This window comes from Arcobacter denitrificans (SeqCode), assembly GCF_048571185.1.
Lineage (GTDB): Bacteria > Campylobacterota > Campylobacteria > Campylobacterales > Arcobacteraceae > Arcobacter > Arcobacter denitrificans.
On sequence record NZ_CP182350.1, the window covers coordinates 1,671,676 to 1,696,795 of the forward strand.

Consider the following 25,120-nt stretch of genomic DNA (forward strand, 5'->3'; position numbering starts at 1 on the left):
TTTATGCAAAAAAGAATTTATAATAAAGAACCATTAAATAAATTAATTGTTGTAAATAAACCTATGTTTATGAGTTCAAACTCTTATTTAAATAGAATAAAAAGAAAATATAAGAATAAAAAAGCTGGATTTTCAGGTACTTTAGACCCTTTTGCAAAGGGGTGTTTGATAGTTGCTTTTGGACAGTATTCTAAACTTTTTCAGTTTTTCAAAAAAACTCCTAAAACATATAGAGCTGTTATTTGGTTGGGTGCAGTTTCTGATTCTCTTGATATTGAAAATGTAACTTCAATCTCTGAGGAAAAGTTATTAAATACTGAAGAAATAAAAAAAGAGTTAAAAAGTTTACAAAGAGAAATAGAGTATTATCCTCCAAAATTTTCTGCAAAAAAAATAGATGGAGAGAGAGCGTATAATTTAGCTCGTGAAGGTAAATATGTAGAGATGAAAAGAAGTGTTATGAAAGTTTTTGATACAAAGTTTATCTCTTACAATCATCCCTTTATAACGTTTGAAGCAAGTGTTAGTGAAGGTAGCTACATAAGAAGCTTAGCTCAAATATTACTTGAAAGTTTAAATAGAGTTGGGACTTTGTCATATCTAAATAGGTTAAATGAAGGAAAGTTTTTTTATGAAAATGAAAAAGATTTGAATCCACTAGATTATTTAGATATTGAAGAGATAAATTATAGTGGCGATAAATTGTATTTTGAACAAGGAAAAAAAATCTTGTGCGAGTATTTAGATAAAAAAGATGATGGTAAATATTTGGTAAAATTCGAGGACTTTTTTTCTATTATAGAAATAGATAATGGTGAAGTTAAATATATATTAAATAGGGTAATGAGATAAATGAATATAAGTGCTAAATCATATGCAAAAGTTAATATTTTTTTAAAAATTGCAGGTAAAAGAGATAATTATCATGAATTAGTTTCTCGATTTGTAAGGCTTAGAAATTTATATGATACTATAACTTTTATTCCAGAAAATTCAAATAATGAGTTTAATCTTATTGGTGATTTTGGTTGTGAAAAAGAAAAAAATACAATTTATAAAGCATTTTTAGCCCTAAGAGATAATTGTCCAAAAATAGATGCTTATTTTAGAATATATAGCATAAAAGTAGATAAAAGAATACCTGAGTTTGCTGGGCTTGGTGGTGGAAGTTCCAATGCTGCAACGTTTTTAATTATGGCAAATAAACTGTTTGATTTATACTACTCAAAAGAGAAGTTAGCAAAAATAGGTGCAAAAATAGGTGCTGATGTTCCATTTTTCATATATGAATATGATAGTGCAAATGTAACTGGAATAGGTGAAGTTGTAGAAAAGTATGAGGAAGATATACTAGATATAGAAGTTATCACACCAAAGATTGAGTGTAATACAGGCAAAATATTTACATCTTTTAGAGATAAGTTTTATAAAGAGGTTTCCCAAGAAGAAAGAGAGTTACTCTTAAATATGAGTTCAAAAGATATATTAAATAAGCTTGATATTTGTAGTGCAAATGATTTGTATGAACCAGCTCTTGATGCATATCCACAATTAAAAGAGTATGAAAATAAAAATTGGTTTTTTAGTGGAAGTGGAAGTAGTTTTTTTAAGGTAAATAATAATGGCTAAGAAAGAAAAAAATATTAATTTAACGTTTAAGAATAAAAAGGCATTTCATGACTATTTTATACTTGAAAGTTTTGAAGCAGGTATAGAGTTACTTGGAAGTGAAGTAAAATCTATAAGAGAAGGAAGAGTAAACCTTAAAGATTCTTATGTAAGAATTATAAAAAATGAGGTCTTTATATTGAACCTTCATATATCATATTTGGAGACTACAAATGCTTCTTTTAGACCAGAAGAAACACGACCTAGAAAGTTACTTCTTCATAGGAAACAAATTAATAAGTTGTTTGAAAAAGTAACTAAAGATGGAATGACAGTAGTTCCCTTAAAACTGTACTTCAATGCCAAAAATTTTGCAAAATTACAAATCGCAACAGCACAAGGTAAAAAGCTTTATGATAAAAGAGCAGACTTAAAAGAAAAGAGTTTAAAAAGAGAGTCTGAACAAGCAATAAAAAACTGGTAAAAAAAGTCAATTATTTATTATAAAAAGTCATAAAAAATAGAATAATTTAATTTATTACTTATGAGAATTTTAAAAAAAACTTAAAAAAAAAAACTAAAAAAAAAACTAATAATTAAGCTTATATTTATTCCTAATTCGTTAACATCTTTTCATAAGTGACAAATCTGTGACTTGTATAAAAAAATTAGTAGGAGGAGATTGATGCAAAACGGTGCACAAATCGAGTATGATTACTCAATTGCAAAAGCCTTTACATTTGCAACAATTCTGTTTGGTATCATTGGTATGTTAGTTGGTGTTATTCTAGCATTCCAAATGGCATTTCCTGAGTTAAATAATTTAGCTGGGGAATATGGTACTTTTAGTAGATTAAGACCTTTACACACAAATGGTGTTGCGTTTGGTTTTACTCTTAGTGGTATTTTTGCTTCATGGTATTACATCTCTCAAAGAGTATTAAAAGTCTCTTTGAAAGAATCACCATTTTTAATGGCCATTGGTAAATTACATTTTTTACTTTATTTCATCACTATTCTTTTAGCAGTTGTTACGCTATTAGCTGGTATTACAACTTCAAAAGAGTATGCTGAATTAGAGTGGCCTTTAGATATTCTTATCACAGTGTGGTGGGTTTTATGGGGTATTAGTATTTTTGGATTAATAGGTATTAGAAGAGAGAGAACATTATATATCTCAATTTGGTACTTTATTGCATCTTTCTTAGCAGTTGCAATGTTACACCTTTTTAACTCTATGGAAGTTCCAACAGCGTTAGTTTCAGGTTATGGTGACTGGTATCACTCTGTTTCTATGTATTCAGGTTCAAATGATGCTCTAGTACAATGGTGGTATGGACATAATGCGGTTGGTTTCGTATTTACTGTTCCAATTATTGCTATGATTTATTACTTTTTACCAAAAGAGTCTGGACAAAATGTTTACTCATATAAGTTATCTATTTTAGCTTTCTGGGGATTATTATTTGTTTATTTATGGGCTGGTGGACACCACCTTATTTATTCAACTGTTCCAGATTGGATGCAAACTATGGGTTCTGTTATGTCAGTTGTTTTAATTTTACCATCATGGGGATCAGCTATTAATATGCTTTTAACAATGAAGGGTGAGTGGCAACAGTTACAATCTAATACTTTAATTAAGTTTATGGTTTTAGCTTCGACATTCTATATGTTATCAACAATTGAAGGTCCAATTCAATCAATTAAATCAGTTAATGCAATTGCACACTTTACTGATTGGATTCCAGGACATGTTCATGATGGTACATTAGGTTGGTTAGTATTTATGATTATGGCTGCTTTATATCATATGGCACCTAGAATGTATGGAAGAGAAATATATTCTAAATCATTAATGGATACTCAATTTTGGTTACAAACTACAGGTATTGTTTTATACTTTACGTCTATGTGGATTGCAGGTATTACTCAAGGTATGATGTGGAGAGCATATGATGAATATGGTTCATTAGTTTACTCTTTTATTGATACAGTAACAGTATTACAACCATATTATACTATTAGAGCTGTTGGTGGGTTATTATACCTAATTGGATTCTTTATGTTTGCATATAACATGTACAAAACTGCAACTGCAGGTAGAGTACTTGATAAAGAACCTATAAATGCTACACCAGTAGCTGCGTAAGAAGGAGGGTAGTTATGTTTCATTGGTTTGAACAAAGACCGTTTTTCTTTGCGGTATTAGTATTCGTATTTATTGCTTTTGCAGGTATTATTGAAATTATTCCTGATTTTGCAAAACAATCAAGACCTACAGTAGGTACAAAACCCTACAGTGTGTTAGAGTTAACAGGGAGACATGTATATATTAAAGATTCATGTAATGCTTGTCACTCTCAATTAGTTAGACCATTTAAATCAGAAACTGATAGATATGGTATGTATTCATTATCTGGAGAATACGCTTATGATAGACCATTTTTATGGGGATCAAAAAGAACAGGTCCAGATTTAATGAGAGTTGGAAATTATAGAACTACAGACTGGCATGAAAATCATATGATGGATCCTGCTTCAGTAGTTCCAGGTTCAATTATGCCTTCTTATGCGCATCAGTTTTCAAATATGGCTGATGTTGAGACTGCATATGGAGAAGCTGTTACAGTTAAAAATGTATTTAATACTCCATATGATGTAGATTTAAATGGAGATGGAAACATAGATGTTCCATTAGGGACATTTGAAGAAGCAAAAGCTCAAGCTTTAAAAGAAGCAGAAGCAATTGCTGCAAATATGAAAAGTAAAGCTGTAAAAGATGCCGTAGCGAACGGTCAGATTCCTGAGATTGTTGCGATTATCGCGTACATGAATTCTTTAAAATAAGAGGTTAGATATGAGTCATCAAGAGATAGTTGATTTGCAAGGATATTTGAAATTTTTTCTTATTCTTGCAGTATTTATCATTTTTTATGCTTACGCTTACTCTATATATAAACGAGATAAAAAGGGTGAGAGAGATTTTGAAAAATATTCAGACTTGGTACATGATGATTCAATAGAGTCTAAACCTCTTGAAGATAGAAATAACAATTTAGACGAAAATAAGAAGGAGAAATAGTATGAAATCTATGGTAATAGGTGGAATTATTCTTATCGTCGCTTTAATGGCAGGAACTTACTTCGTTGCTGGTGATGCTTTTAATAGTGATGATTATATAAATAGTTTAACAATGCTAGGTGCAGTTGCAATTATTACAATTACTGTATTTGTTGCCTTAAAGTATATTAATCAAATGAAAAATGATACTGCTGGTGGTGAATTAGCAGATGAAAAATGGGATGGTATTGGTGAGTATAAAAACCCAATTCCAACAGGTTGGGGATTAGCATTTATTGGAACTATTGTTTGGTTATTTTGGTACTGGACAGTTGGTTATCCAACAAATGGATTCTCTCAAATTGGACAATGGAATGAAGAGACTATTGAATTCAATAAAAAGTTTGAGTCAAAATGGCAAAATCCATCAAATGAAACTTTAACTGCAATGGGTGAATCTATATTTTTAGTACAATGTTCACCTTGTCATGGTGTTGACGCAGAAGGTATCAATGGAAAAGCTCAAAACTTAAGAAAAAGAATGTCACAAGATTCTGTTGAATATGTAATTAAAAATGGTTCAAATAACCTTAAAACTGTATATCCAGGTGGTATGCCTCCAATGATGTTAACAGAAGATAAAGATATTGAAGAAGTATCTGCTTATGTTGCAGGTGGATTTAAAGGTGAACAACCAGCTGCATATGGTGTATGTGCTGGATGTCATGCTCCTGATGGTGCAGGTATTGAATATGTTGGCCCAAATATTAAAACATATGACAATGCTTTAGTTTCCGCTGTATTAGAAAATGGTAAGCGTGGACTAATTGGTATAATGCCAAGTTTTAAAGGTAGATTAAACCCTACTCAAGAAAAAGCAGTTACTGCTTATATTAAAAGTTTAGGAGAGTAATATGGCTGGAAATTCTCAAATGAACGAAAGTGAAAGAGGTATATTTGCTCTTAGTGGTATCACTGGGATGTTAATTGCTACGGTATTATTACTATCAATATTAGGTGGTTTAACATATTTTGGTATCATGACACAAGCAAATGAAGCTCAAAATTTTTATAAAATCAATCAAGATTTAAATGGTCTTGAAGCCAACAGTTCAGATAATGCTAGTCATTATGAACTTGTTGGTAAAAAGTAAGGAGTAGACTATGGATAAAATTATTGGACTACTATTATTAGCATCAGCTTTATTATCAGCTTACTTAGCATTTTTTGATTCTTCAAGAGTATTTGTAGGATAAATGAGAGCTTTTGCAATCTTAAAAATAGCAGTGTTTTCACTGCTATTTTTTTTAATCCCCTTAAATGCAAGTATAAATAAATTTATCATATCAGATGATGTTGTTATTGATGCAAGAACTGCACAAAAAATATTAGAAATAGGCTCTGAATTAAAGAGTAAAACAAATGTAAATATATATGTCTATGCTAGAACAACTCTTGGACTAGATAAAGATATCCCCACAAAAGAAAAAATAGAATTTATTAAAAAACATGAACAAAAAATTAGCTCAAAATTAGAAAAACCTTATGTTTTAATGAGTATTGCTTTAGAACAAACCCATGTAAACATACTTATGTCTGAAAAACTAGAAAAAATAATAGATAAAAATGATATTTTAAATGGTTATGTAGTACCATTACTTGCTTCAAAAGATAAGAACACATTATTCACAAAAGTTAGTGCAGCTGTATTAAATGGTTATGATGAAATAGCTGATCAAATAGCACACGCAAATGGCATAGAAAAACTTGAAACTGGAATTCCAGATTCTGGTAAAACAGCTGGAACTATTTGGAAAGTATTTATGTACACATTAGTCTTAGGTGGTATTCTTCTTTATACTTTTGCAGTATTAAGATCAAAAAAGAAATAGGTAATAAATGAAAAAAAGAAATTATTGGCCACTACTGTTTATTGGTATATTTTCATTTACATTTGCAATGATAGTTTGGACTATCGTATCTGCTGTAAATACGCCAGTACATGAAGACAAGTCATTTTTAAGTTCATATCATAACGTTGATGGTGATTATAACGATATCGTATTTTCAAATGAGAAGTTTAGTAAAAAATATAATATTAAAACAAAAATCAATGAAAAAGTATTTGATGGTTTACTCATAAGTGATGTATTTTTGTCACAAAGAGTAATTGGTGATAAATCAAGCCATAAAGATATTTTTAAAAAAGGTTCAAATAGAATTACTTTTGAAATAAGTGATAAAAATGGATTAAAAATTGATAATGTAGATATCAATTTTAAAGTTACAAGAAGTACAAATAGTTATTCTGATATAGATATTTCAAATGTAGAAAATAAAACTAACACTTTTGTTTTTGATTTAGAAAAAGAGGGTAATTGGAATATTACTGGAACTATAGAGATAAGTGATGGAGAAAAAGGCTACTTTTACATAAAGTCAAATGCTATTAATAAGTAATAAACTTATAGTCTTTCCCACCTCAAGAGCTATAAGAGAAGCAATAAAAAAAAGAAGCAATGAAAATTTATTGCTTCCCTCATATTTAACAATCGATGAACTTTTCAAAAAATCAATCTCAATCTCAAACAAAAAATACATAGATGAAGAGCAAAGGTTTTTATACCTAAAAACTGCTTGCGATGTAAAAAGATTACAAAAATTAGGTATATCAAATAACTTTACTTCTTTTTTAAAACAATCAGACTATCTTTTTAGGTTTTTTGGTGAGTTATCTGCTGAAAAAGTCTCTATTGATAGTTTGCAAGTAGTTGATACTTATGAGTATTATAAAGAACATATTGAGATATTAAAAGAGATTTATACTAATTATACAAATATTTTAAATGCAAATGATGCAATAGACAAAATTAATTTACCAAGTAATTATGAGATAAACAGCAACTTCTTAGATAGATATGAAAGCATAGAGATATACTTTGAAGGATATTTTACAAACTTTGAATTAGAAATCATATTAAAAATATCAAAACAAATAAAAACAATAATAAATCTGTCATTTAATAAATATAATGAAAAATCAATACAAAGTTTTATTGAACTAGGTTTTGATTTAGAGTGTGAATTTAATTATAAAATTGATTTAACAAATAAAGAGATATTGCAAAAAGAAGAGCAAATAAGTTACTTAGAAAATATAAAAATCTCTGCATTTACAAGTAGGATAAATCAAGTAGCCTTTATAAAAGAGTCAATTACCCATGCCGTAAACTCTGGAATTGATGCACAAAATATAGTCTTAGTAGTGCCAGATGAAAAATTTATAAGTATAATTGAACAGTTTGATGATGAAGGCTATTTTAACTATGCTATGGGTAAAAGTATAACTAACAGTAAGATATACAAATTCCTTAGTTCCATATATAATTATCTAAATGAAGATGAACGAAAAACAAAAGAGACAGTAGAGTTTTATGATATAGATATTGCCTTATTAGATAGTTTAAAAACTATTTGGAATAAGAGTCTGCAAAAAGATGATTTTAATTTAGTGCTTGAATATTTAAAATCCATTGAACATAACAAAGAGTTAATAGAAAAGTTTGATGAATTGATTTATAAGTTAAATCATCTATTTTTTAATACAAGTCAAAAAATAGTTTTTAAAGAGGCTGTTAAAATACTTATTCAAAAAACATCAAAAATATCTTTAGATGACATAAACTCTGGAATGGCAACAGTAATGGGTTTACTAGAAACAAGAGCTGTTGACTATGAAGCTGTAATAATTTGCGATTTTAATGAGACCTTCATTCCAAAATCTAGTATAAAAGATAAATTTTTATCATCAGCTATTAAAAAAAGAGCAAAATTGCCAACTCAAAAAGATAGAGAAAACCTACAAAAGTATTATTATTACAAGTTAATAAATAGTGCAAAGAATCTATATATTTCTTACACTCAAAATGAAACAATGCAAATAAGTAGATTTGCAGATGAATTATTTAAAGATAAAATTGATAATCAAACAAAAGATAAAGAGTATAAAGAGATATTATACAAAAACAAAAATATAAATCATTTTGATGAAGAGATAATTTATTATATTGACCTATCAAAGCAAGAGTGGTCAGCAACTTCACTTAAAAAGTATTTAGAGTGTAAAAGAAAGTATTACTTAGAGTATATATACAAAATAAAAGAGCATAATACAAGCTTAAAGCCAAGAGGATATGAATTAGGAAGTATGGTTCATAAAACTCTTGAAAGTGCTTATAAAAGCTTTGAGGTCAAAAATATAGATTTTGAACTTATTAAATCTTTATTTGAAAAGCATATTAATCATAATCCTTTTTTATTACTTGACAAAGAGGTTTTCCTAAAAAGATTAAATGCCTTTGTAGAGTTTGAAAATAAAAGATTTGAAGATAAGAATTTAGAAGTTTTAGAGATAGAAAAAGATTTTAAATTTGATTTTAATGGAATAGTTCTAAAAGGAAGTATTGATAGGATTGATAAATTAGATGACCAGTACTTACTAATTGATTACAAAACCTCTTCAAACTTGAAAATAGATAGTTTAAAAACATACGACAAAAGTGCTGACTTTCAGTTAGAGTTTTATTATTTGGCTTGCAGGGAACTTTTTGGCTATGACAAAATAAAAGCATATTATTATGATTTAAACAGTTCAAGATTACTAGAAGAGGTAGTACTACAGGAAAAAATTGAAGTACTAAAAAATATATTTATAGAATTAAAAACAAAAAAAATAAATTTTGAGAAGTGTGAAAAAACAACTATATGTCAGTATTGTGAGTTTAAAACTATTTGTAATAGGTAGTTAGTACAAGATATTGCTTGTACTAACTTTTTGCATTATTTAGAAGTTGCTATTAAAACATCTTCTATCATTTTTGTAATATCTCCATCCAAAATCGCTTCTACATTTGAATAGCCTATATTACTTCTTGTATCTTTTATTTGCTGATATGGTTGCATTACATATGATCTAATCTGATGTCCCCATCCAATTTCACTCTTTTCTATACCATCTTTTGTAGCTTTTTGTTTCTCTAATTCATACTCATAAAGTCTTGATTTTAGCATCTTCATTGCACTTGCTTTATTTTTATGCTGAGACCTATCATTTTGACATTGAACTACAATATTTGTCTCAATATGAGTTATTCTAATGGCACTTTCTGTTTTATTAACATGTTGTCCACCAGCTCCACTTGCTCTATATGTATCAATACGTATATCTTTATCTTCAATAATAATATCAATATTATCATCAATTTCAGGACTTACCATAACTGATGCAAAAGAGGTATGTCTTTTGGCATTTGAATCAAATGGTGAAATTCTTACAAGTCTGTGAATACCATTTTCTGCTTTTAAGTATCCATATGCATTTTCACCTTTTATGATAAAAGATACATCTTTTAAACCTGCTTCTTCCCCATCTTGATAATCTAAAACTTCAATCTTAAAGTCCATTCTTTCAGCCCATCTTAAATACATACGATAAAGCATACTAGCCCAATCCTGTGACTCAGTTCCCCCAGCTCCTGGATGAATAGAAACTATAGCACTTAAAGAATCATCTGGATTACTAAGCATTACTGATATTTCTGTTGAATTTATTAGATTATTTAAATCTTCTGCTTCATCATAAAGTAACTCAAAAGTCTCTTCATCTTTTTCTTGATTTGCTAATTCATACAAATCATTTGTACCACTTAAAGATTCATTTGCTTTATTAAATTTTGATAATTTACTTAAAATTCTATTTTTTTCAATACCTACTTTTGTAGCGTTGTCAACATCATCCCAAAAGTCTTGGGCTGATTCAAGCTCTTCTATCTCTTTTAATCTTAAGTTTAAATCATTAGGCTTAAGTATCTCTTTGATATTGTTGAGTTTCTTGTTTAAAAGTTTAAGTAATTCTGTATATTCGTATGCATCCATATAAATCCTTGTAAAAGTGCATTGTACAAAAATTTACTATAAGAAGTGGTTAGTTTAGTAGCATTAGTCAATATTTCAAAATTGAATCAAATATTAAAACATAGAAACTATTTTATTCTATCATCTTTCATTATTATGGGGGGGTACTTGAAATACAAATTGTAAAAAAACTAAAGAGCTTATTGCCCTTTAGTTTTATATGTCATTTATTTTTTATTGATAGACTGCAAATATTGATATAAATTTTTAATATCTTTTGAGTTTATTCCATTTGCATAGGGATACATGACAATTGCTTGTCCTCTATCGTATTGTCTTAAATCATAGTCTCTTAAAGTTTGTTGAAAATCATATAATGATAACTTATTTATTTCTCTAGAAGTACCATATGCAACTTCTCCTTTTTCGCCATGACAAGACTCACATTTTTTAATATATAGTGCTTTACCAGATTGTGTCATTCTAAATTTCTTTTCTTCTAGCAATCTAATATTATCGGCTACTTCTTTTTGTTCTAGTCTTTTTAATATGGTTGCTTCCAATTTTTCCATATCTATGCCAGTGTTAGCTAGTTCATCTTTTTTTAATATATAAATAAAATTATTTCCATCCATTTTAATGTCATCAGTTGACCAACCTTCTTTTTTCATATCTTGAAGTGATTTTTTACTAGCACATAATCCACCATCTAACTTAACTAATTCAATTGTTGCAAAATTTTTGTGATTTTGTTTAAAGCACATAGTAGTTTGAGTAAATCCAAGACTTAAAGTAAGTGAAAATATTGAAAGCGATTTGAGTAAATTCATTTTTATCCTTTTTTTTAGAAGGATATTTTAGCATAATTTTTTAAAAAAAGAATAAAAAAAGGGTTAGAAGATATATCTTCTAACCCTTTTTAGTTTAATAGACTGACTAATTTAACTTATTAGAAAGAGTATTGAACGTGTAATCTACCTCTAGTACCTTTTGCAGCACCAGTTGTTTGATGTTCACCAATTCTAACATAAGTCATTAAGTTTTTACCCATTTTATAAGTAACTTGACCATATATTTCATCTGAATCAGCAGCAGCACCTGCATCTTTATCTAAATAAGTTGCAGATAAGTTTACACCTTCCATAACATCAACATTAGCTCCAACTTTAATTAAAGAAGAGTCATCAGTATTTAAATTAAGAGCCCAACCTTGTAAGTTTACAGCTGCATCAGCATCACCAGTTAAGTTAACACCTCTTTGGTATGTAGTAACATCATTAGTTTTACCATAATCTACAGATAAACCTACAATACCAAATTTAGCTTTAGCTCCAACTTTCCATAAAGATTCTTTTTCGCTAGTTACATCTGGCTCAACTGCAGAGTATCTTGCATATAAAGAAACCATTTCAATTTTAGATGAAGCACCAATTGTATAAGCTTTATGACCATCATTTGTAGCTGAAGTTTCAGTAACATCTAAATACCATGCATCTAATGCAACTGGACCAACATTAGCAAGTACTCCTAGTCCAGCAATTGCTGCACCCGCAGTAACTAAGTTAGTATTTTGTAAATAAGTACCAGCTAAAGTAACAGGACCTACTGTTGTAATACCAGTAATACCATTACCTGTATCTTCATCACCAGCTGCATCAGCTGCAACAGCAAATGGAGATGGAACAGTTTGTTTACCAGCAATAATAGTAGTATTAGCAATACCAGTATATGCAAAGTTTGCTTGAGTTAAAGAAAACGCAGCATTACTATCAGTTACATTACTATTAATTACAGCCATAGCACCATTATTACCACCAGCACCTATAATTGTTCTTGCATTGAAAGTTACATCATCATTAATTTTAGATTTTGTATTAATTGCAATTTTATAAGAGTTTGTAGTAATGTTACTTGAGTTAGTATCTCTATCATCATATCTATATGCAACTGTACCAGATACATCTACACCTTTAATTGCTTCTTCTAATGGTTGAGCGTTAGCAGTTGTTAAACCAGTTACTGCAACAGCAGCTACTAAACTTAATTTTACGAATTTTTTCATTTGATCTCCTGAAAGGGTTATTTAAATCAGATCCTCGGACGCGCGAACAATCTTCTTACACAAAGTGCTTGAAAGATACTTTCCGATTCACCGTTGCGAAAATTTTACTTGGATTAAAGTTAAAGTTTTCTTAATTTGTAGCTTTTTTGGTAATTTAATTGATTATTTTAAGCTTTTTTTATAAAAAGCGTATAAGTTATAGTGTTATGCTTACTTTACAGTTAGGCAAGATATCTGGCTTTTGTATAGATATTTTTAGCTTTTTCATATGATATTTGGTATTTAAGAGTTTCTTTAATTCTAAAATAGCATCTTCAAGAAGTTCAAACTTTCTTTCTATCATAGTATTTTCTATATCTTCTGCTACTTTTGAGTAGTCTATAAAATTTGAATCTTCATACTTATATTTAAAAGAGCAGTTTACTACTACTTTTTGCTCTTTTTTTCTTTCAAAGGGTAAAATCCCAATAATACAATTAAATGTTAGTTCTTCTATGTTTACTTTCACTATACAGCTTTTAACTCTTCTTTTTTTACAAGTCTTACTATATTTGGAATATGCTTATAAAAGATTATAAAAGCTATTAGATACATTGGGGCATTTGAGTTTATTTCTAAGCCATTATTAAAAATAAGTGCTGCAATTACAACGCCGACTAAACCTAAAAGAGAAGATAAAGAGGATATTTTAAGTACTTTTGCACAAAATCCCCACACAACTGCACCAATTAAAGTAGGTATTGGAATAAGTACTAAAAAAACACCAAGTCCTGTTGCCACTCCTTTTCCACCTTCTAGTCCTAAATAAATACTATAACAATGACCTATGATAGCCAATACAGCTATTGCCCAAAGTGTAGCTTCACTAACTCCATAAGCCATAGCTATTAGAAGTATAATTGTTCCTTTTATAGCATCAAGTATAACAGTTGCTAGACCTAGTTTTTTTGCTAAACTTGGGTTTGTCTGCTTTACAACTCTAAGTACGTTTGTTGCGCCTATACTTTTACTTCCTTGTTCTTTTATATTTACTCCTGCAAAGGTTTTTGCTAAGAGTAAACCAAAGGGAATAGAGCCAATTAAATATGCCAAAATATAGAAAATAAGATTAGTATTTAGAAAATCCATTATTACCTCAATAGTTTTTTTGATTATGTTTAAAAGGATTATAACAAATATTTTGTTATATTCCCGTTAATTAATAAATATTAAAACCTAAGGGTAAGTTTTGAATTTAAAAGATGAGATAATAAAATTAAAAGAAGAACTTGATGTAACTATTGTAGCACACTTCTATCAAAGGGATGAAGTGTTTGAACTAGCAGACATAACAGGTGACTCTTTAGAGTTAGCTAAAAAGGCTATGGCAACACAGAGTAAATATATACTTTTTTGTGGTGTTGGATTTATGGGGGAGAGTGTAAAAGTACTAAGCCCTCAAAAAAGAGTATTGATGCCAAAGATTGCATGCTGTGCTATGGCTAGAATGATTGATGTAGATTATTTTGATGAATCACTAGCTAAGTTAAATGCAATGGGTGTAGCAAGTGATGAACTCCTTCCAATAACTTATATAAACTCAAGTGCAGCTGTAAAAGCAAGAGTTGGAGAAATGGGTGGTATGGTTTGTACTTCTTCAAATGCCTACAAAATCATCGAAAAAGGTTTAAAGTCAGGAAAAAAGATATTTTTTGTACCAGATAGATGTTTAGGACAAAACTTTGCAAAAAGTCTAAATCTAAAATCATCAGTTATAGGTGATGGAAGTGATCCAAAAGAAGCAGATATTATCTGTTATGATGGTTTTTGTTCTGTTCATCAACTTTTTTCAACTGATGATATAGAATTTTATAGAAATAAATATCCAGATATCTTAATCGCAGTTCATCCAGAGTGTGATCCAAAGATTTGTGATATGGCAGATTTTGTTGGCTCTACTTCTCAACTAATTACTTATATAAAAGAGTTGCCAATTGAGCAAAAAGTTGCAGTTGGAACAGAGTATAATATGGTAAATAGATTAAGAGAGAAAAATACTTACATCTTAAGCTCTACAAAACCTGAGTGTCCAACGATGAATGAGACAACTTTGGAAGATGTATATAAATGTCTAAAAGATATTAAAGATGGTAAAGAAGTTTTTGAAACAGAAATTTTTGTAAATGAAAATGTAACTAAATGGGCAAAAATAGCACTACAAAGGATGTTTGAAGTATGATTAATATTAAAAAGTTCGTAAAAAATGCCATTATAGAAGATAATGGACGGGGTGATTTATTTTTTGATGTGGCTCCTAAAGGAAGATTTAGCGCAAAAGTTATCTCAAAAGATGATGGTATTTTTGCAGGTGAGATTTATGCAAAAGCTTTATCAAAAACTGAAAAGTTTGAATGTAAGTTTTTAAAGCATGATGGAGAGAAAATAAAAAAAGGTGACATAATAGCAAAGCTTGAAGGTAAAGCTGCTGTTTTATTATCTTCAGAGAGAACATTTCTAAATATACTTCAACACGCTTCTGGGATAGCAACAATGGCAAACTCTTATGCTTCTTTAATAAATGATTTAAATGTAGTTTTATTAGATACAAGAAAAACAAGACCACAATTAAGAGATTTTGAAAAGTATGCAAGTAGAGTTGGAGGAGCTATTAACCATCGACTTGGTCTTGATGACTGTTTGATGTTAAAAGATACACACCTAAGAACAATTACAGATTTAAAAGATTTTGTAAAAAAAGCAAGAAAAAGAATCTCTTGGGTTACAAAAATAGAAATTGAGTGTGAAAATATTGACCAAGTTCGTGATGCTATGGAAGCTGGTGGAGATATTATTATGTGTGATAATATGACTCCAAATCAAATACGTGATGTAGTAAAATTTAGAGATGAAGTTCATCCCCATGTACTTTTAGAAGCTAGTGGAAATATAAACTTAGATACTGTAAGAGATTATGCTTCCACAGGTGTTGATGCACTTAGTTCAGGAAGTATTATTCATCAAGCAACTTGGTTAGACTTTTCTATGAAATTTGATTAGTGGTTAACTTTTGATTAGTAATAATATGTTAGGATAAAAAATGATTTTTAAAAGGAGAGTGTTTGAGTAAAGATTTTATAACAAATAATAAAGTAAATACTGCTTCTTTTGTAAATGCCCTAAAATTGATTGACAATTCAAAATATATTTTAATAATTACCCATGTTAATCCAGATCCAGATACTATTTGCTCTGGTCTAGCCCTTTCAAATTATTTATTTGAAAATAGAATAAAACACAAGGTCTTTAATGCAGGTAAAAACCTTCCTATAAAATGTGATTTTATAAATAGATATGAAAAGATAACTGACCAAATCCCAAAATTTTATGATTTGGCTATTTCAGTTGATTGTGGTACATCAAATAGATTTGGTATAGATATTCCGCAAGAAATACCTTTGATTAATATTGACCATCATAAATCAAATGATAATTTTGGAACAGTAAATATAGTAGATATAAATAAGTCGTCAACATCAGAGATAATATATGACTTTTTTAGATTTAATGGCTTGTATATTACAAAAAATACTGCAGAGGCACTTTATACTGGCATTTATGATGATTCTTTGGCTTTTACAACTCCAAGGTGTGATGAGTTTACCTATGAGAAGATTAACTTCTTAGTTAAATGTGGAGCAAGTCCTGTGTATATTGCTGATAAGTTTATTAAAAGAGATTCTTTAGCAAAATATAGAATTCTGCCAAAGATTTTTAATAGTTTAGAGCTTTTAGATGAGGGGAAAGTTGCCACAATATATGCAACAAAAGAGTGGTTTGAAGAAACAGGTGCAACAACTTTGGAAACAGAGATTGCCTTGGACATGGTTTTAAATATTGCCATTGTAAAAATAGCAATTTATTTTAGAGTAGTAAATGATAAAGTAAGGGTCTCTTTAAGATCAAAAGAGAAAATAGATGTTTCAAGTGTAGCTTCCATCTTTGGTGGGGGAGGGCATTTAAATGCTGCAGGTTGTGTTATACAAACTGATGATATATTTGAAGCAAAAAAGATTATATTAAAGGAAGTTCTTGAGAAGTAAAAGTAATTTTGGAAAAATACTGTTTTTTATATTTTTGGTTGCAGGATTTGGGGCTGGTGGATTTATTTATTTATCACCTATGTTTGAGAAAAATCCTCCTAAAATCAAGTTTAATGATAATATTTATTGGAATTTAAAAAGTAAATTAAATCTTACTATTAGTGATGATAGCGGTATAAAATTTTATAAAGTAATTTTTAAAGATGGCAATAAAGAGATAGTATTAGATACACAAGTTTTACTTGAATCTAAAAAAATAGTGGATTTAGAACTAAAATCACCAGAACTAGATATGTTCTTTAAAAGCACAGATGTTCAAATAATCGTAGAAGCAATTGATAGTAGCAAATGGAATTTTTTAGAGGGTAATAAAGTTGTTAAAACATTTAATCTAAAAATTGATAGAAAAAAACCAGAAACATCTGTAATAGCAAACTCTTTTGCAGTAAGACGAGGTGGAAGTGCTTTAGTTATTGTGAAAGTTGAAGATGAGAATTTAAAAGATTCTTATATCTCATTTAATAATCAACAAAGATTTGATTTAATACCTTTTTATAAAGATAACTATTATGCTTCACTAATTGCTTGGCCAATCACTATGGAAGACTTTAGTATTGTAAATCTAATAGCAATCGATAAAGCAGATAATAAATCAATTACAAAAGTACCTTTATATATTAGAAAACTAAAAGAAAAAAGATCTAAAATAAAAATAAGTGATAGTTTTATTCAAAATGTTAGTACAAAAGTTTTAGACCAAAGTGGTAAAGAAATACCTAATGATTTAGTTGAAATATTTATAAAACAAAATAAACTATTGAGAGCTCAAAATGTTGCAAAGATTGAAGAAGTATCTAAAAAATATATGGATAAAGAATTTGTAAGTGAGTTTGATATTGCACCATTTAAAAGACTAACAAATGCAGCAACAGCTGGACAATTTGGACAAAGAAGAACATATTATCACCACAATATAAAAGTAGATGAAGCTTGGCACCTTGGAGTTGATTGGGCAAGTATTAAAAAAGCAGATATTTTTACTACAAATAAAGCAAGAGTGATTTTCAATGATTATTTAGGAATATATGGGAATACTATAATATTAGATCATGGATTTGGTTTACAAACACTTTATGCACATACAAGTGCCTCAAATATTGCTGTTGGAGAAAAAGTTGAAGTAAACCAAAAAATAGGAAATACAGGTGTAAGTGGAGCTGTTTTGGGAGATCATTTACATTTTGGAGTTTTAATTCAAGGTATAGAAGTAGACCCTTTAGAGTGGATGGATAAAAATTGGATTAAAACAAGAATTACTGATATTCTTGATGAAGCAAAAAAGGTTATTGATAATAAATGAAACAAAGAACAATAGCAAAAGCAGTTGAAATAGTAGGAATAGGGCTTCATAAAGGAGTTCCTGTAAAAATGAGATTAGAACCTTTGGAAGCAAATGAAGGGATAATATTTTACAGATCAGATGAAGGCTTAGCAATTCCTTTAAAAATAGAAAATGTAGTTGATACAAAAATGGCAACGGTTATTGGTAAAGATGGTATTGTTGTTTCAACTATTGAGCATCTTTTATCAGCTGTATATGCATATGGAATTGATAATCTTAGAGTTGTATTAGATAATGATGAGGTTCCTGTATTAGATGGAAGTTCATCTGGATATTGTATGCTTATTGATGAAGTTGGAATAAAAGAGTTAAATGAATCTAAAAAAGTTATAAAAGTTAAAAAAGAGGTTGAAGTTACAACTGAAGATGGAAAAAGAGTCTCTTTAAAGCCATCAAACCATATAATATATGACTTCTCAATTGACTTTGAAAGTCCTGTAATTGGACAGCAAAATTATCATTTTGATTATAGTATTGAAGAGTATAAAGAGAATATCAGTAAAGCAAGAACTTTTGGCTTTTTGCATGAAGTACAATATTTAAGAAGTATAGGCTTAGCCCAAGGTGGAAGTTTAGAAAATGCCATTGTTGTAGATGCAGATAAAATATTAAATCCTGAGGGCTTAAGATATGAAAACGAGTTTGTACGACATAAAATTCTTGATGCTATAGGAGATATGTCACTTTTGGGATACACTTTAATTGGCGAATATGATGCCCATGCAGGAAGTCATCATTTAAACCATCTATTAACAAAGAAACTTTACGAGTCAGAAGAAAACTATGAAATCATTGATTTAGAAACAGCTCAACAAGAGAGTTATGTATTCCAAAAAGCATATGCAATGATAGATGAGAATTAAGGGTTTATTTGATTGATATTTTAGTTATTTCAATTTCTAATCCTATTAAAATAGGCATTTATAAAGATAACATACTAATAGATAAGATAGAAAAAGAGGGTATGACCTCTGATATTTTACCTATAATATTTAAAGAGCTATTAAAAAAATATGAGATTAAAACTATAACATATGTGAATACACCAGGCTCATATATGGCAATAAAAGTGGCATATGTATTTTTAAAAACTATTTGTATAGTCAGAAATATAAAGTTAAATGCTGCTAGTGGATTTTTGTTTAATGAAAATTCTCCCATAAAAGCTTTGGGTAAAAAATACTTTTTTAATAAAAATGGCAAAGTAACAATAGATTTTTTGGAAGAAAAGAGTATAATTTCGAATTTTAAATTACCAAAAAGTTTAGATAAAACAAAATTTTTATCTGAAACTTTACCAATTTATAATTTACCAGCAGTATAAAAGGAAGATAATTGAGAGTTAGTGTACCAGCTACGAGTGCAAATTTAGGACCAGGTTTTGATACTTTAGGTTTAGCTTTAAAGATAAAAAACCAAGTAACAATAAGACCAGCAAAGTTTCATAGTGTATCTTTAAAAGGAGAGGGTTCAAATAATCCTATTCTAAAAGATAATAATATGTTTATTGCTATTTTTAATGATTTTTATAATAATTTATCACATAAAAAAAGAGCATTTAGATTTGAATTTGAAAACCAAATTCCATTATCAAGAGGATTGGGAAGTTCTTCTGCTGTTATTGTAAGTGCAATTGCATCAGCATATGCCATAGAAGAGATGGAATTACCAAAAGAGAAACTTTTAAATCTTGCCCTTGCTTATGAATCTCATCCAGATAATATCACACCAGCTGTAATGGGTGGTTTTAATGTTTCTTGTGTTCAAGATAATGAGGTAAAATATATAAATAAATCTATTCCTAAAAGTTTAAGTGCTGTTGTTGTTGTTCCAAATAGACCAATATCAACACAGCTTTCAAGAAAAACATTGCCATATAAATACCCAAAAGAGGATGCAATATTTAATATATCTCATTCATCTCTTTTAACTGCAGCTTTTATGAGTGAAAATTGGGAGATGCTTAAAATTGCTTCCCAAGATAAATTTCATCAAAGTTATAGAATGAAACAGATGCCAGAACTTTTTGAAGTACAGAAATGTTCATTAAACAGTGGGGCATTGATGAGTACACTTTCAGGTTCTGGTTCAACGCTTTTTTCTATTTGTTATTTTGAAGATGCAAAAAAGATTGAGAAAGAATTAAGAGCAAAATTTCCGCATTTTAAAGTGTTTATTTCTGGTTTTGACAACTATGGTGTTAGAGTAGAAGCATAAAAATTGGAAATTTAATAAATTTTGGGTATAATCATTGGCTAAATTAGAAAAACCTATAAGAACTTGTGTGGTTTGTCGTAGTAAACTAACTAAAGACAATTTAATTAGATTGCAATGTAAAGATTACAAACTCATTATTTTTGATGGAATAGGTAGGAGTTTTTATATTTGTAAAGAGTGTCAAGAGAAGACTCTTTTGGATATAGAAACAAAAAGAATTGAAAAAGCACTTTTTAAACAGTGTAAAAAAAAAGATGAGTACTTGGTACAACTTAAGGAGATATTAACGCATGTCAGATAACGTAAGAGTATATGAAATTGCAGAAGAGGCTGGGGCTAGCAGCAACGATGTTATAAAAAAAGCAAAGGATTTAGGTATAGAACTTAAATCACCTCAAAGTCAAGCAACAGTTGAGGACGCAGAAGAGATAGTAAACTATATAATGACTGGAAAGAGTAAAAAACTTCCACCAAAGAAAAAAGTAACTAAAACTGAAGAGCCTAAAAAAGTTGAAGAAGAGAAAAAAGTAGTAGCTGAAGAAAAAAAGCCAAAAGAATCAATTACTGCAAAAACTACTGAAATTGAGAAACCAAAAGAAGAAAAAAAGCCAGTAATTGAAGAACCTAAAAAAATTGAAAATACTAGCCCTGTAAAAACTGATGATACTCAAAAAGTTAATGATACTTCACCTGTGAAAAAAGTTATACCTAAAAGAAGAGGTCTAAAAATTGTTAAAAAGAAAAGACCTGAAGAACCAAAAGTAGTAAAAAAAGAAGAATCAAGTTCTTACTCAGAACCATCAGCAGTAAAAAAACCTATGAAATCTTTAAGTGAAATACTTGGAGGAAATAATAATCAAGACAATCAACCTGAAGCTGTAAAAGCAAAAGCAAAAGTACAAAAGAAAAAAACGCCTCCAAAAGCACATGAGCATGGAAAAGTTTTAGAAATAGATAAAAAAGACTTTAAAGAGTCTGATGATTCATTATTAGGTGAAGAAGTTGTATTACTTGATATGGGTTTAACTGACACATCAAAACTTTTTGATGATCCACATAAACAAGCAAAAAATAATAATGACAAACAAACAAGAAGTTCAAAACCAGCAGCCTTTGGAAATAGACCTCAAGGTTTAAAAAGAGGTAGAAGAAAGAAAAGAATTAAAAGAGAAGTTGAAGTTGCTGAAGTAACCCAAATTACTATACCTGAAGATGTTAGAGTTTATGAGTTTGCAGAGGCTTGTGGAAAAAGTGCATCGGAAGTTATTACAGTATTATTTTCTTTAGGAATGATGGTTACAAAAAATGACTTCTTAAAACAAGATGAATTAGAAATTCTTGGTGAAGAGTTTGGTATTGAAGTTACAGTAAAAGATGCTTTAGAAGATGTAAATTATGTGGAAGATCATGAAGAAGATATCGATAAATCAAACTTCGTAACAAGACCTCCTGTTGTAACAATCATGGGACATGTTGATCATGGTAAAACTTCTTTATTAGATAAAATAAGAAGTGCAAAAGTTGCAAAAGCTGAAGCTGGTGGGATTACTCAACACATTTCTGCATATACAGTGGAACAAAGTGGCAAAAAAATTACATTTGTAGATACTCCTGGACATGCCGCGTTTAGTGAAATGAGATCAAGAGGTGCAAGTGTAACTGATGTTATTATTATAGTTGTTGCTGCTGATGATGGTGTTAAACCACAAACTGAAGAAGTAATCGCACATGCAAAAGCAAGTGGTTGTCCAATTATTGTTGCAATGAACAAAATGGATAAAGAGAGTGCAAATCCTGATATGGTTAAATCACAAATGGCAGAAAAAGATATGCTTCCTGTTGATTGGGGTGGAGAGATTGAGTTTATTGGTGTTTCTGCTCATACTGGTGATGGTATTGATGACTTACTTGAAAATATTTTAATTCAAGCAGAAATGTTAGAACTACAAGCAGACCCAACTTCTAAAGCAAAAGCTACAGTTGTAGAGGCTACACTTGAAAAAGGTAGAGGACCAGTTGCTACTGTAATTGTGCAAAGTGGTACATTAAAAGTTGGTGATAATATCGTAAGTGATACTACATATGGTAGAGTAAAAGCTATAACTAATGATATGGGTAAACCTGTAAAACAATTAGAACTTTCTGAAACTGGAAATGTACTTGGATTAAATGATATTCCTACATCTGGTTCTGTAATGATTGTACAAGATAGTGAAAAAGAAGCAAGAGAAATTGCAACTACTAGAGCAGAACATGCACGTGCAAAAGAGTTGTCTAAATCTACAAAAGTATCATTAGAAGAGATGAGTGGGTTAATTGCAGAAGGAAAAATCAAACAATTACCAGTGATTATCAAAACTGATGTTGCAGGTTCTTTAGAAGCAATTAAAGGTTCACTAGAAAAAATCCAAAATGATGAAGTAAAAGTTAAAGTTTTACACACAGGTGTTGGTGGAATTACTGAGTCTGATTTAGTTCTTGCAGGAGCTAGTGAAGGTTGTGTTATCTTAGGGTTTAACGTAAGACCAACTGGTTCTATTAAACAAAAAGCTAAAGCTGATGGAATTACTATTAATACTTATACAATTATATATGACTTAATTGATGATATTAAAGCAACACTATCTGGTATGATGAGTGCAGTAATTAGAGAAGAAAATACAGGTCAAGCAGAAGTAAGAGATACATTTGTTGTACCAAAAATTGGAACAGTTGCTGGATGTTTAGTTACTGATGGTAAAGTTATCAAAGGTGGACATGCTAGAATTATTAGAGATGGTGTTGTTACATATACTGGTAAAATATCATCACTTAAAAGATTCAAAGATGACGCTAAAGAGGTTGTTAATGGATTTGAATGTGGTATTATGTTTGAAAAATTCAATGATATAAAAGTTGGAGATTTCATAGAAACATTTATTCAAATTGAAGAGAAAGTACAAATAGACCTATAATATGAAAAGTGTAAACTTACAAAGAACAGAGTCTTTATTAATGGAGTTAATTCCAGAGGCTCTTTCTACTTTAAATGATAATAGAATTAAATCATTGGCAATTACAGAAGTAAATTGTAGAAATGGTAAATATGATGCAGTAGTTTATTATGATGGAAGTGATTATGATAAAAGAGAACATCAGATAATAAACAGTCTTTTAAGTAAAGCAAATGGACATATAAAAACGTATTGTTTAAATGCCACAGGTTGGTATAAATGTCCAAATTTTAAATTTCAAGCTGATGATAAATTGGAAAAAGATTTAAAAATAGAGTCTTTATTTGATAAAATAAAAAAAGATAAAAAAGAGGACTAATGACTTTAGAAGAATCAATTGAAATGACTGTAAAAGGTTGTGGAGTTGAACTATATGACATAGTAACTACAAAAGAGAATGATAGAGATATTTTTAGAGTATATATTATTGCTAAAGATGGTGTGTCATTAGATAAGTGTGCTGAAGTATCAAGGTTGATTTCTCCTATATTAGATGTAGATGAGCCAATGTATGGAAAATACAATTTAGAAGTAAGTTCTCCAGGAATTGAGCGAAAATTAAAAAAACCAAGACATTTTGAAGTATCAATTGGTGAAAAGATAAAAGTAAAAGATTTTGAAAAAAATGTATTAAGTGGTGAATTGGTTTTTGCTGATGAAAATGAAATTAAAATAAAAACAGAGCATGGTGAAGAGATTATCACTCATGATGAAATATCTTCAGCCTCAACATATTTTGAGTGGTAAATAAATGCTAATCAATGATAACTTTTATATGAAGTTAGCCATTGATGAAGCGTGGAAATATCAACTTTTAACTTATCCAAACCCTGCAGTTGGTTGTGTTGTTGTTAAAGATGGTGAGATTCTCTCTATCGAAGCTCATAAAGAGGCAGGAATGCCCCATGCAGAAGTAAATGCCCTAAAAGCTGCATATCTAAAAAAACACACAAAAGATGACATAAAACTAAAAAAAACTTCCCATGAAATTCATGAATATTTATTAAAAAACCATAATAATTTTTTCAATGATTGTGAAGTTTATGTAACCCTAGAACCATGTAATCATATAGGGAAAACTCCCTCATGTGCTTTTCTTTTAAAAGAGTTAAACCCCCAAAGAGTAATCATAGCCCATGAAGATACAAATAAACAGGCCTCAGGTGGCATAGAAACTCTAAAAAGTGTAAATATAGATGTGAGCCTTGGATGTATGAAAAAAGAGGCTTATGAGCTTCTATATCCATTTATCAAATGGAATAAAGGTTCATTTATCTTTTATAAAATGGCACAAACTCTAAATGGATGTATAGATGGGAAAGTATCATCAAAAATGGCCCAACTATATATTCATACTCTAAGAGATAAAATAGATCTGATGTTAATAGGCGGAAATACAGTAAGAATTGATAAACCAATTTTAGATGCAAGATACATAGCAGGACGTGCACCAAATGTAATGATTTATAGCAAAAATAAAATATTTGATAAAAATATTCCACTTTTTTCTGTGCCTAATAGAGAAGTTATAATAAGTGATGATTTATTTAAACTTTTAGATTATAAATTTATAATGATTGAAGGTATTTATAATTTAATGGAAATACTAAAAGAGAGAATAGATTATATTGTTTTATTAGTTAGTCCAAAAATTAGAAATGGAGTTAATGCACTCAATAAAATAGATATTGACTTTGAAATAGTGCATGAAAATTATATTGGTAGTGAAAAAATAGTCTATTTAAAAAGAATAAATAATTTATAAGATAATTTTTCTAATC

Annotated in this window: 28 protein-coding genes; 23 read left to right on the plus strand and 5 right to left on the minus strand. The window is 29.3% G+C overall.

Annotated elements, in window-relative coordinates; all coding sequences use genetic code 11:
- Positions 1-3: 3 nt before the first annotated feature.
- The 11 genes from truB to ACNI28_RS08435 all read left to right on the plus strand — a co-directional run bounded on the left by truB (position 4) and on the right by ACNI28_RS08435 (position 9,477).
- A complete protein-coding gene (gene truB / locus ACNI28_RS08385) occupies positions 4-852 on the plus strand; it encodes a tRNA pseudouridine(55) synthase TruB (protein WP_419763810.1) in 849 nt (282 codons plus the stop codon).
- Complete coding sequence (locus ACNI28_RS08390) at positions 853-1,629, plus strand: 4-(cytidine 5'-diphospho)-2-C-methyl-D-erythritol kinase (protein ID WP_419763811.1); 777 nt, start codon at positions 853-855, stop codon at positions 1,627-1,629.
- The gene (gene smpB, locus ACNI28_RS08395; protein ID WP_419763812.1) at positions 1,622-2,092 is read left to right on the plus strand and encodes an SsrA-binding protein SmpB; all 471 of its coding nucleotides are present in this window, start codon (positions 1,622-1,624) and stop codon (positions 2,090-2,092) included. The genes ACNI28_RS08390 and smpB overlap by 8 nt, the downstream gene beginning before the upstream one ends.
- Positions 2,093-2,293: 201 nt before the next feature.
- Entirely contained in the window at positions 2,294-3,760 is a 1,467-nt protein-coding gene (ccoN, locus tag ACNI28_RS08400) for a cytochrome-c oxidase, cbb3-type subunit I (RefSeq protein WP_419763813.1), read from the plus strand.
- Positions 3,761-3,774: 14 nt separating this feature from the next.
- On the plus strand, positions 3,775-4,458 hold the full coding sequence (gene ccoO / locus ACNI28_RS08405; RefSeq protein ID WP_419763814.1) for a cytochrome-c oxidase, cbb3-type subunit II: 684 nt from the start codon (positions 3,775-3,777) through the stop codon (positions 4,456-4,458).
- A 10-nt stretch (positions 4,459-4,468) separates the two neighbouring features.
- Positions 4,469-4,693 (plus strand): CcoQ/FixQ family Cbb3-type cytochrome c oxidase assembly chaperone, encoded by a 225-nt coding sequence (locus tag ACNI28_RS08410; RefSeq protein WP_419763815.1) that lies wholly within the window; start codon positions 4,469-4,471, stop codon positions 4,691-4,693.
- A 1-nt stretch (position 4,694) separates the two neighbouring features.
- On the plus strand, positions 4,695-5,585 hold the full coding sequence (locus ACNI28_RS08415; protein ID WP_419763816.1) for a cbb3-type cytochrome c oxidase N-terminal domain-containing protein: 891 nt from the start codon (positions 4,695-4,697) through the stop codon (positions 5,583-5,585).
- Position 5,586: 1 nt separating this feature from the next.
- Positions 5,587-5,826 (plus strand): DUF4006 family protein, encoded by a 240-nt coding sequence (locus ACNI28_RS08420; RefSeq protein ID WP_298752364.1) that lies wholly within the window; start codon positions 5,587-5,589, stop codon positions 5,824-5,826.
- Positions 5,827-5,929: 103 nt separating this feature from the next.
- Positions 5,930-6,565, plus strand: a complete 636-nt coding sequence (locus ACNI28_RS08425) for a hypothetical protein (protein WP_419763817.1) — start codon at positions 5,930-5,932, stop codon at positions 6,563-6,565.
- Positions 6,566-6,572: 7 nt separating this feature from the next.
- Positions 6,573-7,133 (plus strand): hypothetical protein, encoded by a 561-nt coding sequence (locus tag ACNI28_RS08430; RefSeq protein ID WP_419763818.1) that lies wholly within the window; start codon positions 6,573-6,575, stop codon positions 7,131-7,133.
- Entirely contained in the window at positions 7,117-9,477 is a 2,361-nt protein-coding gene (locus ACNI28_RS08435; RefSeq protein ID WP_419763819.1) for a PD-(D/E)XK nuclease family protein, read from the plus strand. Before ACNI28_RS08430 ends, ACNI28_RS08435 begins: the two co-directional genes overlap by 17 nt.
- Positions 9,478-9,512: 35 nt before the next feature.
- Here the strand turns inward: ACNI28_RS08435 and prfB are convergent, their stop codons facing one another.
- The 5 genes from prfB to plsY all read right to left on the minus strand — a co-directional run bounded on the left by prfB (position 9,513) and on the right by plsY (position 13,776).
- On the minus strand, positions 9,513-10,607 hold the full coding sequence (gene prfB, locus ACNI28_RS08440; RefSeq protein ID WP_419763820.1) for a peptide chain release factor 2: 1,095 nt from the start codon (positions 10,605-10,607) through the stop codon (positions 9,513-9,515).
- A 206-nt stretch (positions 10,608-10,813) separates the two neighbouring features.
- A complete protein-coding gene (locus ACNI28_RS08445; protein WP_419763821.1) occupies positions 10,814-11,416 on the minus strand; it encodes a c-type cytochrome in 603 nt (200 codons plus the stop codon).
- A gap of 119 nt (positions 11,417-11,535) precedes the next feature.
- Entirely contained in the window at positions 11,536-12,648 is a 1,113-nt protein-coding gene (locus ACNI28_RS08450) for a porin (protein WP_419763822.1), read from the minus strand.
- Positions 12,649-12,844: 196 nt separating this feature from the next.
- Positions 12,845-13,156, minus strand: coding sequence for a dihydroneopterin aldolase (locus ACNI28_RS08455; RefSeq protein ID WP_419763823.1), 312 nt, complete (start codon positions 13,154-13,156; stop codon positions 12,845-12,847).
- Positions 13,156-13,776 carry a glycerol-3-phosphate 1-O-acyltransferase PlsY gene (gene plsY / locus ACNI28_RS08460; RefSeq protein WP_419763824.1) on the minus strand — a complete coding sequence of 207 codons (621 nt, stop codon included), beginning with the start codon at positions 13,774-13,776 and terminating at the stop codon, positions 13,156-13,158. The genes ACNI28_RS08455 and plsY overlap by 1 nt, the downstream gene beginning before the upstream one ends.
- A 100-nt stretch (positions 13,777-13,876) precedes the next feature.
- On the opposite strand from plsY, the gene nadA reads away from it, so the two are divergent.
- The 12 genes from nadA to ribD all read left to right on the plus strand — a co-directional run bounded on the left by nadA (position 13,877) and on the right by ribD (position 25,104).
- A complete protein-coding gene (nadA, locus tag ACNI28_RS08465; RefSeq protein ID WP_419763825.1) occupies positions 13,877-14,866 on the plus strand; it encodes a quinolinate synthase NadA in 990 nt (329 codons plus the stop codon).
- Positions 14,863-15,684: a carboxylating nicotinate-nucleotide diphosphorylase gene (gene nadC, locus ACNI28_RS08470; protein WP_419763826.1), complete on the plus strand. Its 822-nt coding sequence runs from the start codon at positions 14,863-14,865 to the stop codon at positions 15,682-15,684. Before nadA ends, nadC begins: the two co-directional genes overlap by 4 nt.
- A gap of 62 nt (positions 15,685-15,746) precedes the next feature.
- The gene (locus tag ACNI28_RS08475) at positions 15,747-16,727 is read left to right on the plus strand and encodes a DHH family phosphoesterase (RefSeq protein ID WP_419763827.1); all 981 of its coding nucleotides are present in this window, start codon (positions 15,747-15,749) and stop codon (positions 16,725-16,727) included.
- Positions 16,717-18,087 carry a M23 family metallopeptidase gene (locus ACNI28_RS08480; RefSeq protein WP_419763828.1) on the plus strand — a complete coding sequence of 457 codons (1,371 nt, stop codon included), beginning with the start codon at positions 16,717-16,719 and terminating at the stop codon, positions 18,085-18,087. The genes ACNI28_RS08475 and ACNI28_RS08480 overlap by 11 nt, the downstream gene beginning before the upstream one ends.
- Positions 18,084-18,992: a UDP-3-O-acyl-N-acetylglucosamine deacetylase gene (gene lpxC, locus ACNI28_RS08485; RefSeq protein WP_419763829.1), complete on the plus strand. Its 909-nt coding sequence runs from the start codon at positions 18,084-18,086 to the stop codon at positions 18,990-18,992. Before ACNI28_RS08480 ends, lpxC begins: the two co-directional genes overlap by 4 nt.
- Positions 18,993-19,000: 8 nt before the next feature.
- Complete coding sequence (locus ACNI28_RS08490; protein ID WP_419763830.1) at positions 19,001-19,453, plus strand: hypothetical protein; 453 nt, start codon at positions 19,001-19,003, stop codon at positions 19,451-19,453.
- A gap of 11 nt (positions 19,454-19,464) precedes the next feature.
- On the plus strand, positions 19,465-20,346 hold the full coding sequence (gene thrB, locus ACNI28_RS08495) for a homoserine kinase (RefSeq protein ID WP_419763831.1): 882 nt from the start codon (positions 19,465-19,467) through the stop codon (positions 20,344-20,346).
- 34 nt (positions 20,347-20,380) lie between these two features.
- On the plus strand, positions 20,381-20,647 hold the full coding sequence (locus ACNI28_RS08500) for a DUF448 domain-containing protein (RefSeq protein ID WP_419763832.1): 267 nt from the start codon (positions 20,381-20,383) through the stop codon (positions 20,645-20,647).
- A complete protein-coding gene (gene infB, locus ACNI28_RS08505; protein WP_419763833.1) occupies positions 20,637-23,300 on the plus strand; it encodes a translation initiation factor IF-2 in 2,664 nt (887 codons plus the stop codon). Before ACNI28_RS08500 ends, infB begins: the two co-directional genes overlap by 11 nt.
- Before the next feature lies 1 nt (position 23,301).
- The gene (rbfA, locus tag ACNI28_RS08510; protein ID WP_298749905.1) at positions 23,302-23,658 is read left to right on the plus strand and encodes a 30S ribosome-binding factor RbfA; all 357 of its coding nucleotides are present in this window, start codon (positions 23,302-23,304) and stop codon (positions 23,656-23,658) included.
- Positions 23,658-24,086, plus strand: coding sequence for a ribosome maturation factor RimP (gene rimP / locus ACNI28_RS08515; RefSeq protein ID WP_419763834.1), 429 nt, complete (start codon positions 23,658-23,660; stop codon positions 24,084-24,086). The genes rbfA and rimP overlap by 1 nt, the downstream gene beginning before the upstream one ends.
- Before the next feature lie 4 nt (positions 24,087-24,090).
- The gene (ribD, locus tag ACNI28_RS08520; protein ID WP_419763835.1) at positions 24,091-25,104 is read left to right on the plus strand and encodes a bifunctional diaminohydroxyphosphoribosylaminopyrimidine deaminase/5-amino-6-(5-phosphoribosylamino)uracil reductase RibD; all 1,014 of its coding nucleotides are present in this window, start codon (positions 24,091-24,093) and stop codon (positions 25,102-25,104) included.
- The last annotated feature ends 16 nt before the right edge of the window (positions 25,105-25,120 follow it).